This is a genomic window from Kitasatospora sp. MAA4, from assembly GCF_029893355.1.
GTDB lineage: Bacteria > Actinomycetota > Actinomycetes > Streptomycetales > Streptomycetaceae > Kitasatospora.
The window spans coordinates 231,899-246,667 of sequence record NZ_JARZAI010000012.1 but is presented as its reverse complement, the minus strand read 5'-3'; the positions used below and the strand labels follow the sequence as shown (position 1 = coordinate 246,667).

General features: G+C 70.8%; 18 protein-coding genes. 3 read left to right on the top strand and 15 right to left on the bottom strand.

From position 1 onward, the window contains the following. Positions 1-493: 493 nt before the first annotated feature. The 15 genes from acpS (P3T37_RS18380) to P3T37_RS18310 form a co-directional block, all read right to left on the bottom strand. Positions 494-913: a holo-ACP synthase gene (gene acpS, locus P3T37_RS18380; protein ID WP_280724776.1), complete on the bottom strand. Its 420-nt coding sequence runs from the start codon at positions 911-913 to the stop codon at positions 494-496. Positions 914-935: 22 nt separating this feature from the next. Then, positions 936-2,108: an acyl-CoA dehydrogenase gene (locus P3T37_RS18375; RefSeq protein ID WP_280724775.1), complete on the bottom strand. Its 1,173-nt coding sequence runs from the start codon at positions 2,106-2,108 to the stop codon at positions 936-938. Further along, positions 2,101-2,730: a hypothetical protein gene (locus P3T37_RS18370; RefSeq protein ID WP_280724774.1), complete on the bottom strand. Its 630-nt coding sequence runs from the start codon at positions 2,728-2,730 to the stop codon at positions 2,101-2,103. The genes P3T37_RS18375 and P3T37_RS18370 overlap by 8 nt, the downstream gene beginning before the upstream one ends. Beyond that, a complete protein-coding gene (locus P3T37_RS18365) occupies positions 2,727-3,563 on the bottom strand; it encodes a hypothetical protein (protein WP_280724773.1) in 837 nt (278 codons plus the stop codon). Before P3T37_RS18365 ends, P3T37_RS18370 begins: the two co-directional genes overlap by 4 nt. A gap of 10 nt (positions 3,564-3,573) precedes the next feature. Next, entirely contained in the window at positions 3,574-3,837 is a 264-nt protein-coding gene (locus tag P3T37_RS18360) for a phosphopantetheine-binding protein (protein ID WP_280724772.1), read from the bottom strand. Between the two features lie 17 nt (positions 3,838-3,854). Continuing rightward, a complete protein-coding gene (locus P3T37_RS18355; protein WP_280724771.1) occupies positions 3,855-5,129 on the bottom strand; it encodes a type III PLP-dependent enzyme in 1,275 nt (424 codons plus the stop codon). Continuing rightward, positions 5,126-6,496, bottom strand: coding sequence for an ATP-grasp domain-containing protein (locus P3T37_RS18350; RefSeq protein ID WP_280724770.1), 1,371 nt, complete (start codon positions 6,494-6,496; stop codon positions 5,126-5,128). Before P3T37_RS18350 ends, P3T37_RS18355 begins: the two co-directional genes overlap by 4 nt. Next, the gene (locus P3T37_RS18345) at positions 6,493-7,449 is read right to left on the bottom strand and encodes a 3-oxoacyl-[acyl-carrier-protein] synthase III C-terminal domain-containing protein (protein ID WP_280724769.1); all 957 of its coding nucleotides are present in this window, start codon (positions 7,447-7,449) and stop codon (positions 6,493-6,495) included. Before P3T37_RS18345 ends, P3T37_RS18350 begins: the two co-directional genes overlap by 4 nt. A gap of 13 nt (positions 7,450-7,462) precedes the next feature. After that, positions 7,463-8,290 (bottom strand): SAM-dependent methyltransferase, encoded by an 828-nt coding sequence (locus tag P3T37_RS18340; RefSeq protein WP_280724768.1) that lies wholly within the window; start codon positions 8,288-8,290, stop codon positions 7,463-7,465. Between the two features lie 9 nt (positions 8,291-8,299). Then, a complete protein-coding gene (locus P3T37_RS18335; RefSeq protein ID WP_280724767.1) occupies positions 8,300-8,548 on the bottom strand; it encodes a phosphopantetheine-binding protein in 249 nt (82 codons plus the stop codon). 6 nt (positions 8,549-8,554) lie between these two features. Beyond that, complete coding sequence (acpS, locus tag P3T37_RS18330; RefSeq protein WP_280724766.1) at positions 8,555-8,962, bottom strand: holo-ACP synthase; 408 nt, start codon at positions 8,960-8,962, stop codon at positions 8,555-8,557. 1 nt (position 8,963) lies between these two features. Continuing rightward, the gene (locus P3T37_RS18325; RefSeq protein WP_280724765.1) at positions 8,964-9,809 is read right to left on the bottom strand and encodes a hypothetical protein; all 846 of its coding nucleotides are present in this window, start codon (positions 9,807-9,809) and stop codon (positions 8,964-8,966) included. After that, the gene (locus P3T37_RS18320; RefSeq protein ID WP_280724764.1) at positions 9,809-10,675 is read right to left on the bottom strand and encodes a diiron oxygenase; all 867 of its coding nucleotides are present in this window, start codon (positions 10,673-10,675) and stop codon (positions 9,809-9,811) included. Before P3T37_RS18320 ends, P3T37_RS18325 begins: the two co-directional genes overlap by 1 nt. A 289-nt stretch (positions 10,676-10,964) precedes the next feature. Next, on the bottom strand, positions 10,965-11,660 hold the full coding sequence (locus P3T37_RS18315; protein WP_280724763.1) for a hypothetical protein: 696 nt from the start codon (positions 11,658-11,660) through the stop codon (positions 10,965-10,967). Next, positions 11,657-12,466, bottom strand: a complete 810-nt coding sequence (locus P3T37_RS18310; protein WP_280724762.1) for an alpha/beta fold hydrolase — start codon at positions 12,464-12,466, stop codon at positions 11,657-11,659. The genes P3T37_RS18315 and P3T37_RS18310 overlap by 4 nt, the downstream gene beginning before the upstream one ends. Before the next feature lie 217 nt (positions 12,467-12,683). Here P3T37_RS18310 and P3T37_RS18305 point away from each other — a divergent pair, with 217 nt between their 5' ends. Genes P3T37_RS18305 through P3T37_RS18295 form a run of 3 tightly spaced genes read left to right on the top strand, consistent with a single transcriptional unit; the run spans position 12,684 to position 14,755 of the window. Then, positions 12,684-13,097: a helix-turn-helix domain-containing protein gene (locus P3T37_RS18305; RefSeq protein WP_280724761.1), complete on the top strand. Its 414-nt coding sequence runs from the start codon at positions 12,684-12,686 to the stop codon at positions 13,095-13,097. 28 nt (positions 13,098-13,125) lie between these two features. After that, entirely contained in the window at positions 13,126-13,629 is a 504-nt protein-coding gene (locus P3T37_RS18300) for a hypothetical protein (RefSeq protein WP_280724760.1), read from the top strand. Then, on the top strand, positions 13,619-14,755 hold the full coding sequence (locus P3T37_RS18295; protein ID WP_280724759.1) for an MAB_1171c family putative transporter: 1,137 nt from the start codon (positions 13,619-13,621) through the stop codon (positions 14,753-14,755). The genes P3T37_RS18300 and P3T37_RS18295 overlap by 11 nt, the downstream gene beginning before the upstream one ends. Positions 14,756-14,769 lie beyond the last annotated feature (14 nt).

Below are 14,769 nucleotides of genomic sequence, written 5' to 3'. Positions count from 1 at the left end.
AATCTCCAACCCCGATCAGAGATCGAGGCCGGGGATGTCAACATATCTGGCGTTGACTTTTGGCACGCTGTTGAGTTCTCAAGGAACGGACACTTCCTTCGAACTGCCTTCGCAGTATCTCCGGGCGCTTCGTTCGTTCTGCATTCAGCTTATCAGATCCGCCCTTCGGCGTTTCTCACTCGCTTTTCCTTCGGCCTTTCGGCGATTCAGACTCTACCAGGTCTTCCCGGCGGTCCTGCTCGCCTCCCGGCTTTCCGGAGACTTCGCCGAGTTTATCCGGTTCGAGAACCGGTTCGACGTTTCGAACTCTAGCCGAACCGCGCTCTGCGAGGCGAATCCGACCGCAATCCGATAAACGACACGCCAATTCGAGCAGAGCCGCGCCAAAGCACAACTCGACCGAGAAGAGAGGTGGTGGTTCAGAGGATTGGCCGCCCCGGGACCGTCCGCGCCGATGCGTGTCCGGTGCTCCCTGTCGAGCGACTTGGGAACACTACTCCCGCTCGCCGGCGGGGGCAAATCCCCTGGCCGGCGCGGCGGTGGCGATGGCGGCGGCGATGACCAGGCCCCGCTTGTGCGTGATGGACACGCTGATGCCGGCGATCCCGTGCGCCTCGGCGTGCCGGGCGGCCGCGCCCGACAGGCGGACCACGGGCGTTCCGCCGGGCGCCCGGAGGATGGCGACCTGCCGCGGGGTCACGCCGTCGCTCACCCCGGTGCCGAGCGCCTTCAGCGCGGCTTCCTTGGCGGCGAAGCGGCCGGCGAGGAACTCGCGGGCGCGCTGAGCCCCGAAGGAGTCCGCAGTGGCGAGCTCCTCCGGGGCGTAGGTGTAACTGCGGAACCACGGTCGTTCGAGCAGGGCGTCGAGTTCGTCCTCGTGCAGGACGTCGATGCCGATCGACAGGGGTTCCACGCGCTGTCTCGCTTTCTCGGGCTCAATTCTCCGGCTGGTCGAGGAAGGTGCCCTTCAGTACGCCCTGGAAGACCGCCAGCCGCTGGATATGGCCTGTCCCCTCCATGAACTCGAACGCCCGCGCGTCCCGGTAGAGCTTGTCGAGCAGCGGGTCCTCCAGCAGGGCGGCGGGGCCGAGCAGGTCGGCGGCGAGCAGCGTGCTCTGCTCGGCCAGTTCGGCGGCGCGGGTCTTCACCCCCGCGATGCGGTCCAGGCGCACCTGGCCGGCATCGATGGCGGCGGCCACCTGGTAGTTGCGCGCTCGGGCGGCGGCCAGGCGGTCCTGCGCCGCTTCCAGCCGCAGCCGAGCGACTCTGGACAGGCGGGGGCGCTCGGTCCGTACGTGGTCCAGGACAGCGCGGGACAGCCCCAACGCGGTGCCGGCCAGCACCGGCCGGAACCGCTGCAGGGTGCGGATGGCCCCGACCAGACCGCGCCGGCTGGGCTTGAGGCTCTCGTATCCGAGGATCTGGCTGCGCTCGACCCGCACGTCCTGGAACCTGATCGCCGAGATCCTGGCCCCGCGCAGGCCCACGGTCTCGATCAGCTCGGCGTGGAAGCCGGGACTGTCCGTATCGAGCAGCACCGCCTCGATTCCGAGCGGCCCGGGCGCCCGGCGGCAGAAGACCACGCCGAGCTGGGCGAACGCGGCGTTGCCGACGTAGCGCTTCTGCCCGGTCAGCCGGAAGCCGTCGCCGTCCGGGACGAGTGCCGTCTCCAGCTCGGTGGCCGCCGAGCCCTTGGCCGGTTCGGTGAGGCCGAAGAAGGTCCAGGTCGGCTCGGGGCGGGCGAGGCGCTGGTAGTAGGCGTGGCGCTGCTTGTCGTCACCGAGCGCGTCGACGGCCGCCCCGGACATCAGCGGTCCTGGGCAGGCCAGCATGAAGCCCGCGTCACCGTAGCTCAACTCCTCGATGGTGACGGCGTGTTCCAGGCAGCTCCGAATGTCGTAGGTCTCCCCGCCGATGCGCAGCGGGTTCGTCAGGTACTCCGCGGGGACGGTGCAGGAGCGCATGATGTCCACCGCGGGCAGGTGCAGCCAGCGGTCGATGGCCGTCGGGTCGCGGTCGAGCTCCAGGCCGATCGTGCGCAGGTCGCCGGCGGCCTCGCGGACGTGGGCGCGCAGGGCTTCGATGCGTGGGGTAATGACCTCAGCCATCCAGAGCCTCCGATCCGACCGATGATCCGTCCGCCGCCCCGACCGATGATCCGTCCGGCCCCGGATGCAGATAGGTGTTGCCGAGCAGCTCGGCCAGGTGGAGCAGGCGGCCGGGCCCGGCCGCCTGGAAGCCGGCGGCGCCGTGCAGCTTGATCACGGCGCGGCCCGCCGCCCGCAGGTCCCGGTGGATGCGCCAGCGCCGCTGCGCGGTGGCGCCGGGGAGGTCGAGCAGGTCGGCCGCCTCCGCCAACGCGAGCGCGGTGTCCGCGACCACGCCCCGCACCAGCTGGCGGTTGAGCAGCGTGGCGCCCTCCGAGACGCGCTGGTCGAGCCGGGCCAGCGCGCCGTCCAGGACGGCTCGGACGGCGCGCCGGTGCAGGTGGAGCAGCCGCCCGGCGAAGACGTCGAGTTCCCGCTCGCCTCCGGGCGTGTCGTGCTGGACCGCGACGAGGCCCGAGGGGCCGCCGGGCACCGGCCGGCCGCCGCCCGTCCGCTGCCGGGAGGCGAGGACCCAGCGGCTGCGGGAGGCCACCAGGCCGCCGGGGGCCGCCTGCTCGTGGCAGGCGTCCAGCTCGGCGGCGAAGAGCGCCGGATCCAGCAGGGTGTCGGCCGGCCGGGTCACCGTCGCTCACCCGCCTCGGCCGGGTGCCCGTCGCCGACCTGGAGCACCGCCAGGTGCCGGTCGCCGGAGCGCGGGTCGGTGTCGCAGAGCAGCACCGTGCGGTACTCCTGCTGCCAGGACCGCCAGTGCTCGGCCAGCGCCAGCCAGACGCTGGTGCAGTACGTGCCGTGGGCGGTCCGGTGGTGGTGCGGGACGGCGGGAAGCTGCGCGGCGTCGAACCACGGCCCGGTCACCATCAGCGTGCCGTCCGGATCCCCGCCCGCCAGCGCGGCGATCCGCGGCCGCACCGGTCGGCCCGCACGGACGGCCTCGATTCCGCTCACCCGGGGACCGCCGTCCCGGCCGAACACCAGGAGGACGCCCGAGTCGACGAGCTCGTTGTCGTGGACCAGCGGGAAGCGGGTGGGCAGGGTGGTCTGCTCCAGCACGGCGAGGGCCGAGATCCGGGTCCGGCCGGCGCGCTCGAAGGCGGCGATCACCCGGAGCGCGGTGAACGGCGCGGCCAGGCCCTGCTGGTGGATGCCGAAGTTGGTCGCCCGGCCGCCGAGCCGCCGGTCCAGGTAGGGGGCGATCGCGGTGAACGGCGTGACGTCGGGCAGAGCCTGGGCGACGATCACCAGATCAGGTGTTCTGTCGGCGACGCCTTCGGCCGCTACCAGCCGGTCCACCAGGTCGCGGTGGTCGACGTGGGGCGCGGCGCGCAGCAGGTCCGGTTCGACCTCCAGTCCGAAGGGCACGACCAGGTCGCGGTAGTAGGAGAGGGTGGCAGGGTCGTCGTCGTGGGGTTTGCGCGGCGGGGAGACCACCGCGCCGGCGGCGCGCAGGCTGGGCATGGCGGCCGCCTCACCGCCCGCTCGTGGCGGCCTGCTGGGACAGGACGTAGCCGGCCAGCGAGCCGACGGACTGGAAGTCGTCCATGTCGAGCTCCTCGGGGTCCACCGAGAGGTCGACGGCGTCCTCCAGGGCCATCAGGAGTTCCAGGATTGAGGTGGAGTCCAGGTGGAGATCCTCGAAGAGCCGGATCTCCTCGGTGAGCCCGCTGACGGGCCGCTCCAGAACCTCGCTGAGGGCCTGCTCGATCGCGGAGATTACGCTTGCGCGTTCCATAACTGCTCGCTCCCAGGTCAGGTGAAGTCGATGAGGCGCTGCTTGTCGAGCAGCTCCTCCTTGCGGTCCCGCTCGCGGACGAGGTGGGCGGTCCCCCGGTGGACGAGCACCTCGGCCGGGAAGCCGTGGCTGAGGAACAGGCCCGGCGAGGCGGAGGGGCCGTACGCGCCGGAGCGCTCGATGCCGAGCAGGTCGCCGGCCTGGATCTCGGGCAGCGCGACCTTCTTGCCGATCACGTCGTTGGGCGTGCAGAGCGGCCCGGTGACCGTGTAGCTCCCGCTCGGCTCGGTGTCGTAGCTGGTCAGCGACCTGATCGGGAAGTTGCGCTTGACGAAGCTGCCGACGCCGACCGCCGCCATGTGGTGGTTGGTGCCGCCGTCCGCGACGACGAAGCGCTCGCCCATCGACTCCTTGACGTACAGCGCGCGCGTGACGTACGTGCCGCACAGCGCCGTCAGGTAGCGGCCGAGCTCGTTGATCAGGCGGCAGCCCGGGTGCGCGGCGGCGAACGGCTCGACCACCTCGTTGATCCCGCTCACCGCGGCCGCCAGGTCGAGGTCCTTCTCGTTGTCGAAGTAGGCGACCCCGAAGCCGCCGCCGAAGTCCACGGTCCGCAGCTCGATGCCGAGGGTCTTCGACAACTCCTCGGCGAGCGCCAGGATCTGGCGGGTGTTGTGGACCAGGTCGTCCGCGTTCAGGAAGCGGGTGCCCATGTAGGCGTGGAAGCCCTGGACCCGCACCCTGCGCAGCGAGTCCAGCAGCGGGCGGGACCGGCGCAGCAGGTCCGCGTCGATGCCGAACTGCCGCGGCTTACCGCCCATCGCCAGGCCCGAGCCCTTGGTGGAAAAGTCAGGGTTGACCCGCAGCAGCACCGGGACCTCGTCGCGGCCGGCGGCCGCCGCGATCTCCTCCAACGCGCTGACCTCGTCCAGTGATTCGCAGACGATCGCGTGCAGTCCCGCCTCGACACACGCCTCCAGCTCGGCCCGGGTCTTGCCCGGCCCCAGGAAGATGACGTTCTCGGGTGCGATGCCGGCTCGCTGCACGGTCATCAGCTCGACCAGCGAGGAGATCTCCGCGCCCGCGCCGAGCGACCCGAGGAAGCCGGCGATGCTGACGTTGGGGTTGGCCTTCAGGGAGAGGAACACGTCGACCGCGGGGTGCAGTCGGTCCCGCAGCGACTGGTAGACCGAGCGCAGCACGTCGGCGTCGTAGAGGAACAGGGGGGTGCCGAACTCCGCCGCGATGCGGGAGACCGGTAGCCCCTGGACGTGGAGTTCCGCGCTGCTCATGGTGTCCCTTCCGGGGTGCTGAGCCGGGCGAGCGCACGGGCCACCCGGTCGTCCAGGAGGCCGAGTTGCTCGCGGTCGGCGGCGAACAGGAGGGCGTAGAGCCGGCCGTCGAACGGTTCGGCGGCGGAGCTCTGCGCGTTGAGAGTGCCGAAGCAGGTGAGGGCGAGGCCGGTGCCGCCGGCCGGAGGGTCGGCCAGGTCGCCCAGGGCGTCGGCGACCTGCTCGAACGAGACGGGCTCGGCCAGGCGCAGCGGGTAGTGCCGCGCCAGCGCGGTGCCGCCGGGCCCGAGGAAGCGCTCGGTGACCCTGCCCTGGTAACTGGACATGTTCAGCCGGGCGTTGATCTCCAGCACCGGGTAGAGCAGGCCGTCGGCGCCGAGCAGCGCGTCCACGCCGACCACGCCGAAGAAGCCGTCCTGGTAAAGGCGCTCACCCAGCAGCTCCACCGCCCGGGCCAGTTCCTCCCGTTGGGCCTTTGACAGGTCGGGCGGCATCACGTGTCCGAGGTGGACGCCACCGGCCGTGATCGCCTCCTTGACGAAGTCGAGTCGGACCTTGCCCTCGCGCTCGATGGTGAACTGGTAGTTGAGGTCGAACCGCTTGGGCAGGAACCGCTCCACCACGACATGGATCGCGTCGTCGCCGGTCTTCTGCGCCCGGCGGTCGACCATCCGCAGCAGCCGCTCGGCCTTGGTGGCGCTGTCCACCACCAACAGGCCCTTGCCTGAGACCCCGTAGGCGTCCTTGACGATCACCGGGCCGCCGTCGGCCAGCCCCTGGGCCAGCGCGGCACGCAGCTCGGCCACCGTGGTGCAGCAGGATCCGGGAACCTCGCGGAGCCCCAACTCCCCCGCCAGGCGCCGACTGTAGATCTTGCTGTTGACCCGCTCGTAGGCGGCGGCGTCGGGCACCGCCGCGGCCAGACCGGTCAGCTGCGAGATCCGCTGCTCCAGAAGCGAGTTGCCCATCGGCATCAGCCGCGCGCCGTCCTTGGCCAACTGTCGTAGCCGGTCCAGTAGTTCGGGCGAATCGAGCACTGCCTGGCTGGTCCCGCCGGCCCCGGCCGGGGCGCGGGTGACCAGTTCGGTGGGCGCGCCCAGGCCGAGCCGTTCGACGTAGCGGCGGTAGCCCGCGTCCAACGGCCGGTCCAGCAGCAGGTAGTCGGTGGGTTCGGCCAGCAGGGCGCCGAGTTCCTCCATCCGCTGGACGGTCGCCGCGGTGGTCGACACGCGGGCCGCCGGCAGGCCGGGGTAGTCGCGTGCCCACTGGTTCTCGACCTCGAAGTTGCAGAGCCAGACCAGCCGGGTGCTCCGGTCCCCGGTGAGGGCTTCCTTGAGATCCGCCGTGTAGGCGGTGCCGATCGTCATGCCGTTGGCCTCCGGTGGGTGATCACCATGGCGCCGAACGTGGCGCCGAGGCCGACGGAGACCAGCACGTAGTGGTGCCCGTCGACGAGCCGCTCGCGCTCGCGCAGCGTGGTGTAGTTGACGAAGACGTCCGAGGCGTAGGTGTGGCTGTAGTGCGGAACGTTCTCCAGGAAGAACCGCTCCGGGTCGGCGCCCATCTCCTTGATGGTCTGCCGCCAGGAGACCAGGTTCACGTTGTGCGGGATCACCAGGTCGATCTCCTCGAAGCGAAGTCCCGCCTCCTGGACGGCCTGCTGGATCACCTCGCCGAGCACCGTGCCGTAGACCTTGCCGAACTCCTGCGACTGCTCCCTGGTCATCTCCAGTCCGGCCGCGAACTCGCCCAGGGTGCGCGTCACATGGGAGCGCACCCGGTCGCCCGGCCCGTCCACGGTGAGCAGGCAGGCGGCTGCGGCCTCCGCCATGACGGCGCTGTTGGGGATCAGCTGGATCTTGGGCGAGTAGGCCCGCTCGCCGGTCACCATCAGGGCGTACGAGCCCGGGGGCGCCTCGGCCCGCAGCAGCTCGCCGGCCAGGTCGATGGCGCCCAGACTGCTCACGCAGGCCTGCTGGGTGAACGCGAAGGCCTCGGCGTCGGGCAGTCCGAGGTCGTCGCGGATCACCTGGGCGGCGTCCAGGTGCGGTGGGGTGAGCGTCTGCATGGTGTGCGCGTAGATCACGTAGGCGATCCGGCGCCCCTGCGGCAGGGCCTTCAGCGCCTGCCGCGCGGCGGGGAGCACCAGGTCGAACAGGCCGAGCTCGGGGTCGAACCGCAGGCGGTCCAGGCCGTAGATCTTGCGGAACACGCCCACCTCGGCCCGGCGCAGCCCGAGGGACCCGGCCAGGTCCTCGATCCGCACGCTGCGCTCGGGGAGGAACGACTCGATGCTCTCCAGGGTCGTCGCGCCGTTCATCGCGGCCCCCGCCCTAGCGGCCGACGAACTCGGCGCGGACCAGCCAGCTGCGCGAGGCGCCCCTGCGGTCGCGCGGCTGCACCTCGTACGGCCAGCGGCCCTGACCGGCACCCGGCTCGCCGGGCTCCTTCAGGTCGCGCACCTGCCACCCGGCGCCGGCCAGGACTTTCTCGGGCTCGTCGGTGCCGAACAGCCACGGTGTGCCGTCCTCCCGAAGCCCCTGGAGGAACGCGCGGGAGAACGGGCTGCGCAGCAGCGCCTTGCTGACGAAGTCGACGGCCAGCCGGCTGCCGGGGGCGGAGGCGGAGCCGAGGGTGGTGAGCAGCTGGGTGGCCTGCTCCTGGGTGAGGAAGAACATCAGCCCCTCCGCCACCCACAGCGTGGGCCGGTCCGGGTCGAAGCCGGCCTCGTGCAGGCTGGGCAGCCACTCCTCGGCCAGGTCCGCCGCCACCTCGCGGCGCTCCACCCTGGGCTCGGCGTTCAGCGCGGCGAGCCGCCGGCGCTTCTCCGCCACCAGGGCGCTGTGGTCGACCTCGTACAGCGTCACCCCGGACGGCCACTCCAGCCGGAAGGCCCGGGTGTCCATGCCCGCGGCGATCAGGACGACCTGGCGGATGCCGGTGTCCCGCAGGATCGCCTCGATACTGTCGTCCAGGTACCTGGTGCGGATGGCGATGAACGGGAGCAGGCCGCCGCCGCCGTACTTGTCCAGCAGCTCGAAGCCGCGCGGGGCCGCCAGCTCGCGGGCGAACGGGTCGGCGAACAGCGCGTCGCCGGGGCGCTCGGACTCCACCGCCCGCGCCGCCGCGGTCCACTGGGCCGTGTAGGAAACCGCTTCCATCGATGCCTCCTAGGCGATCGGGGTCGTCGCGAAAAACGCCTTCTCGATGGACGAGAGGGTCTGGAAGTCCTGGATGTCGATGGTGTCGAAGTCGATCTCGACGCCGCTGGCGCTCTCGATGGCGTACACCAGCTCCACGAAGGAGAGCGAGTCCACCAGGCGGCTCTCGATGAGGTCCTCGTCGGCCGCGATGGCCGTCCGCTCCGGGTGGCGGCCCAGAATCCACGCCCGTACGTCGTCGATGCCTGCCGATGCCATGGTCATTCACTCCTCAACTTGTTGTGCCGTAGCACCTGTTGTGCCGAAGGCGACCGCCACGGCATAGGGTTCGTCGTGCGTGATGCTCACGTCGACCTGCTCGATCCCGGCGTCCCGGGCCAACTGCGCGGCCCGGCCGCTGAATCGGACGAACGGCGCACCGCCGTCGTCCTTGAGGATCTCGATGCCCAGCCAGGGCAGCGGCTGCCCCCGCGTACGCAGGGTCTTGAACACCGCCTCCTTGGCGGCCAACCGTCCCGCCACCCCTGCTATGTCCCAGCCGGTGGCCCGGCGGCACAGCGCGGTCTCCGCCTCGGAGAGCATCCGCCGCAGTACCGGCTCGCCGGCGTCGGCGGTGAGCTGCCGGACCCGCTCGAACGGGACGAGGTCGATGCCGACCCGTCCGCTCGGCATCTCAGGAGACCTGCGCCGCAGCGGACTTGACGCTGTCCAGGGCTCGGCGCGGATCCCCGCCGTGCAGGTCGAGCAGCACCGAGAGCCAGCGCTCCAGTCCGAACGCCACGCAACTGGTGTACGCGTACTCGTCGTTGTCGAGCCGCTGGATGTTGCAGCGCTCGCCGAAGAAGTTGCGGTGGGTGTTGACCGAGGAGATCGCCAGGCCGGCGACCTGGAACTCGAACTTCACCGGGCTGAGTTTGGCGAGCAGGGCGCGCGCGCCGTCGTTCTCGAAGAACGGATCGGAGGCCGCCACCTTCTCCATCCCCAGACCGAGCGCCGCACCGAAGGCGGTGATGCGTGTCGCGAACGCGGTCAGCACCTGCTGGCTGTGCTCGTAGGAACCCAGGGCCACCACCTCGCGCATCTGGAAGCTGAGCAGCCGGCGCAGCCCGCCGTAGTGGTCCTCGTTGCGGAAGCAGCGGTTGACCAGGGTGATCAGGGTGTTGTCGGCCACCCGCCGGTTCTCGTGGAACAGGTAGGCGCCGTAGCAGGTGGCGTGCGGCAGTCCCAGCCGGGCGGGCTGGAGGTCGCCGGCGGCGAAGGTGCCGTCGACGGGCTTGGCGGCGCCGCCCTCCACCTGGAGCGGGGAGGCGACCAGCGCGAGGTGCGGGAAGTTGGTGTAGACGTCGAACTTCTCCAGGTCGGAGACCGGATAGAGCGGCGGCGGCAGGATCTCCCGGGCCCCGGCCGCGGTCCCCCAGCCGGTGAAGGTCCGGTCGAGCTCCCTGAGCAGGTCGGTGCAGTCCGGGTCGAGGATGACCAGGGCCTGCGACAGGTCGACGGTGGTACCGGTGTCGGCCATCAGATCAGCCCCAGCTTTTCCAGGAACTTGGAGGTCTTGCGGAACACGCTCTGCTCGAACTCCGCGCGCGCCGGGGACTCCAGGAGCTCACGGCGCAGTTCGAGCGGGTTCTCGATGCCGGCGTCGCGGTAGACCTGCGGGTTGTACAGCGACTCGAAGCTGTAGGTCAGGTAGCGCCGCAGGTAGTCGGAGATCTCCCGCAGCTCCTCCTCGGAGGAGGTCTTCCTCACGTCCTCGAAGAGTGCCGTGACCAGCTCCCGCCCGAAGGCGATGTGCCGGGACTCGTCCTGGTGGTGGATCCGGTTGATGGCGCGGACCGTCTCGTGCAGCCGGTCGTCCAGCGCCATCCGGGAGTTGAAGTGGTCGACCAGCTCCTCGAATATCAGGATCCGGGTGAAGACCAGCAGGCTCTCCACCGAGGAGCGCGGAATCTCGGCGGCCGCGCCGGCCGGCTGCCGGTAGATCCTCCCGCCGTACCGCAGGCAGAACTCGGCGAAGAACCACATGTGTTCGTTCTCCTCACCGATGAAATGGTGGAAGAACTCCGACGGTGTCTCGAATCCGGCGGTGTGGATCCGCTTGGTCACCTCGATGAGGAGTTCGCGGATACCGTGCACGTTGAGGCTGTAGAAATTGATGCTCTCGTAGCGCGACAGCGCCTGGAGCTGCTCCTGGGTGAGCCGGCCGGCCGCCTCCGTGCCGTGGGTGGTGGTCAGTTCGGGGCTCATCCACCACATGGCCTCGGGCAGGCTGTCCGGCCACTCGAAAAGTTTGTACGGGTTGTAGTAGTCGTCGATCGACTTGGTGGTGAGGCGGTCCAGGATTCCGAGGAACCGGTCGTCCTGATCGATCAGCTTACTGACCATACGCGAAGTCATCTCCCACTCATGTCCGTTTGGCGGGAGGGCCGTTACCGCGATCCGCGTCGCTTTCCGCGGCCCTGAAAACGACCTTAGGGAGTGCCGTGCGCACATCGCAACGGCCGCAGGAGCTTTGGCCGCTCCTGGCCACCGCCGCACCGTGCGGGCCCGAACAGGGCGCACGCCCTTGACCCAAGACGGAAACGATCGGTACCGTCTGAACTCCAGACGGAACCGATCGGTACCGAATCAGTCGGGGGGGGGTCGTATGACGGCGCGACGCGGCGCACTCGGCCTAGGCGCCCAGCAGACCGGCCCGGGCCGCGGCCACCCCGGCCTGGAAGCGGCTGTCGGCGCCCAACTCGTCCATGATGCCCGAGATATGGCGGCGGAAGGTCCGCGAGGACATGCCGATCCGGCGGGCGACGACGTCGTCCTTCAGCCCGGAGGCCAGCAGGTCCAGGATGGTCGCCCTGATGTCGCCCAGGGTGTCCCCGTAGGAGGCGGCGTCGGCCTCGAAGTCCGTGCCCGCCTGCCAGGTGTACTCGTACATCCGCCGCAGCAGGGCGACGGTCGCCGGCTCGTAGACGACGGTGACGGTGGGGACGTCCTGACCCGGGCGCCGGTCAGGCAGGAAGGCGACCTCCTCGCCGATCAGCACCAGCTCCTCGAAGACCTGGTTCGAGGTGCGGATCCGGGTACCGCCCTCGGTCGCACGGCGCAGGCCGGCCCGGACGGCCGCGCTGCTGCGGGCGCAGTGCGGGTAGAGCAGCCGGACGGGCACCCCGTGCGTCGCCACCGGCAGTTCGAACGGCCGGACCTCCCGGGCCGCCCCGCCGCCCAGCGGGCGCATCGCCAGGATCTCCGTCGGGCAGTTGCGCAGCGCGTCGGCCATCCGCAGCCGTACCTGCCCCGGGTCCTGGTTCCGGACCACCTCCTCCCGGCGCGGGCGGGACCGGTGCAGGGCGGGCGTGTCCAGGAGGTTGCTCACCGGTGGCCTCCGAGAGCCGGTCGGGACGCGTGGCCCCGGAGATCCGCGGCGATGGTCCCGGCGACCTTCTCCAGCTGGTCGTTGAGGTAGAAGTGCCCGCCGGGGAAGGGCAGGACACTGAAGTCCCGGCTGGTGTGGCGCTGCCAGCCGCCCGCCGCGTCCCGGTCGACGTAGGGGTCCTCGGCGGCCAGGAGGAAGGTGACCGGGCAGTCCACCACGGCCTGCGGCGACGCCAGATAACCGGAGTTGGCGCGGTAGTCGTTGCGGATCACGCTGAGTACCGCCTCCCGGTACTTCGGCCGCTCCAGGAGCCGGACCGGGACACCGCCCAGCGCCCGGAGTTCCTCGACGATCTCCTCGTCGTTGCGCGGCACGTTGGCGCCGAGCCCGTCGGAGGGCGCTCGCCGGCCGGACACGAAGAGCCGCACGGGAGGCGTTCCCGCCGCCTGGAGTCTGCGCACCAGCTCGAAGGCGACCGCCGATCCCATGCTGTGGCCGAACACCGCGAGCGGCCGGTCGGCCCAGGGGGCCAGCTTCTCGGCCGTCCGCTCGGCGAGTTCGCCGATGTCCGTGAAGCCGGCCGAGCCGGCCTGGCGTCCGGGGTACTGCACCGACAGGGCCTCGATCCAGGCGGGCAGGGCTCTGGCCAGCGGACCGAAGGCGCTCGCCGAGGCGCCGGCGTGCGGGCAGCAGACCAGGCGCACACCGGCCTCCGGCGCCGGCCTGAAGTTCTGGATCCATTCCTCGGAGGCCTGCACTGTTAGCTCTCCCATCGAGTCCAGGAAGTTCGGGATTGTCTGTGGCAACTGACGCCCCTAGCATTGGGGGACCCGGCGACCCCGACGGCCACCTCAGTCGCCGAAGACTCAGCTTAGCTCTTGCCGATGCCCTGTCAACCAGCGCCGGATGGTGGGCAGTTGGCTGCAACCCAAACCCCGGCCGAGGAGCGAAGTGCCAATGGCTGAAAACGGTCGATCCTGTACGGACAAGCTCGCTGATCGCCTGAACCACTTGTTCGCGGCGGTGCATCCGAGAGATCGTGGGCCGTACAGCAACGACGAGGTCGCCAGGGCGATCAGGGAGCGGGGAGGGGATATCTCGAAGGCGTATATCGCCTACCTGCGCAACGGCAAGCGGAGCAACCCGACGATGCATCACATCGAGGCGCTGGCCGCCTTCTTCGGGGTGAAGCCCGCCTACTTCTTCGATGACGAAGTCGCCGAAGAAGTGGACTCCATGCTGGTGCGGATGGTGTCGCTGCGCAACGCGGGTCTGCGGTTGGAGGAGTGGGAGGCGCTGCGCGACTCGGGCGTCACCAGGATCGCCGCACGGGCCAACGGTCTGTCCCCGAAGGGCCTGCTGGCGGCAGTCGAGATCCTCAACCAACTGCGCGCACTGGAAGGCCTCCCGCTGGAGGAGAACACCGACGGCGGCTGACGACGGAGTCCGGACGAACGGGGTGGGTATGCGAGTTCCTTACCGGAGGCTGCGCCGACGCTGCGAGGCCGTGCTCCAGGCCTTCGGGCCGATCCCCTCCTTCTCGGTGGAGACGGTCTGCACCCGGCTGTCCGCACTGCGCGGGCGGCCGCTCCACCTGCTCCCCCTGCCGGAGGGAGCCGCCGCGGCCGGAGCCTGCGGGCTGTGGCTCGCCACCGACGCGCAGGACTACATCTTCTTCGAGCAGCAGACCAGCCGCCCGCACCAGGAGCACATCGTCCTGCACGAGATCGGGCACATGCTCTTCGACCACCCGGGTCTGGAGCTGCTCGACGGCCTCCTCCCGTCCGACCGGCTCGGCAGCCCGGAGCTCGCCCGGCGCCTGCTGGCCCGCACCGACTACACCACCCGCCAGGAGCAGGAGGCGGAGATGCTCGCCAGTCTCATCCGGACCGTCGCCACCGAGCCGGGGCACGGACCTGACGAGAGCGGCGAGTGGGAGGCGGCACTGGGGCTGTCCCGTGTCCGCTGACCTCACCGGGCTCGGCGTGCGGTTCGAGGCGGCGGGGATCGCCGCCATGTGGCTCGGACTGCTCGTCCGGGCCCCCTCGGCGATCCGCTCGCGGGAGCAGCGCGGACTGTGGATCGCCGTCGCGGCCGCGGCCGTCACGATGACACTGAAGCTGTCCCTCGTCACCTCCCTGGTCTCGCACGGCGTCCAGAGCTTCCAGCTGTACACGCTGGCCACCCACCTGTGCGGGGTGCTGTCCGCGGTGGTCGTGGTGGACTTCGTGATGACCACCATGGACCGGCCGCGCCGGGAGTGGCTGCACGTCGGCTCCGGGGTGGCGTTCGTCTGGCTGGTCGTGCTGGGCCTGCGGGCCGCCCCGACCATGTACGTGCACCAGTGGGGCCCGACCAGGTCGACCGACGCCTACGCGTTCTGGCTGATCGTGATCGGCGTCCACCTGATCAGCAACGGCGTCTGCATCGCCGTCTGCCGCCGCCGGCGCCACGACGGTGGCAGCGCGCTGCGGGCCGGCATGCGGCTGTTCAGCCTGGGCAGCTGCTTCGCCGCGCTGTCCTGGGTCGCGCTGCTGATCCAACTCACCACCGGCGCGGCCTGGGTGACGCCGTTCGTGCCGATCGTGATGGGCCTGTTCTGCTTCGCCAGGACCACCGTGCTCGCCGTCCCCGTGCTGTCGGCCGGCCGCCGGGTGCTGCACGACATCGCGGTCTTCCGGCGGCTGTGGCGGCTGTGGCGCGACCTGGTCTGCGCGGTCCCCGCCGTCGCCCTCGCGCCGCCCAGGCCGCTGCTGCTGGAACTGCTGCTGCCGCGCGGCCCCTGGCGCCTGCTGGTGTACCGCCAGGTGATCGAGATCCGGGACGCCATCCTTGTGCTGCGCGACTACGCCGCTCCCGAACCGCCGTTCGCCCGCTGCGAGCGGGCGGCCGAGCGTGCGGGGCAGGGCGAGCCGACGGCGGCCCGCGCGCGCGAGATGGCCCACCAGCTGTTGGCCGCCTGCCGGGCCAAGCACCACGGCCAGGGGCCGCGGGCCGGCTCGGCGGCGCTGTCCTCGCTGGGCGGCCGCGACCTGGTCGGCGAGACCGCGTTCCTGGTCCAGGTCGCCGACGCGTACGCCGCCGCTCCGCGCTGAGGACGGCCGACCTC

Coding starts and splice junctions, on each gene's coding strand:
- P3T37_RS18375 (WP_280724775.1), bottom strand. CDS start 2,108: ATGGCTGAGGTCATTACCCCACGCATCGAAGCCCTGCGCGCCCACGTC.
- P3T37_RS18365 (WP_280724773.1), bottom strand. CDS start 3,563: ATGCCCAGCCTGCGCGCCGCCGGCGCGGTGGTCTCCCCGCCGCGCAAA.
- P3T37_RS18360 (WP_280724772.1), bottom strand. CDS start 3,837: ATGGAACGCGCAAGCGTAATCTCCGCGATCGAGCAGGCCCTCAGCGAG.
- P3T37_RS18355 (WP_280724771.1), bottom strand. CDS start 5,129: ATGAGCAGCGCGGAACTCCACGTCCAGGGGCTACCGGTCTCCCGCATC.
- P3T37_RS18350 (WP_280724770.1), bottom strand. CDS start 6,496: ATGACGATCGGCACCGCCTACACGGCGGATCTCAAGGAAGCCCTCACC.
- P3T37_RS18345 (WP_280724769.1), bottom strand. CDS start 7,449: ATGAACGGCGCGACGACCCTGGAGAGCATCGAGTCGTTCCTCCCCGAG.
- P3T37_RS18340 (WP_280724768.1), bottom strand. CDS start 8,290: ATGGAAGCGGTTTCCTACACGGCCCAGTGGACCGCGGCGGCGCGGGCG.
- P3T37_RS18335 (WP_280724767.1), bottom strand. CDS start 8,548: ATGGCATCGGCAGGCATCGACGACGTACGGGCGTGGATTCTGGGCCGC.
- acpS (WP_280724766.1), bottom strand. CDS start 8,962: ATGCCGAGCGGACGGGTCGGCATCGACCTCGTCCCGTTCGAGCGGGTC.
- P3T37_RS18325 (WP_280724765.1), bottom strand. CDS start 9,809: ATGGCCGACACCGGTACCACCGTCGACCTGTCGCAGGCCCTGGTCATC.
- P3T37_RS18320 (WP_280724764.1), bottom strand. CDS start 10,675: ATGGTCAGTAAGCTGATCGATCAGGACGACCGGTTCCTCGGAATCCTG.
- P3T37_RS18300 (WP_280724760.1), top strand. CDS start 13,126: ATGCGAGTTCCTTACCGGAGGCTGCGCCGACGCTGCGAGGCCGTGCTC.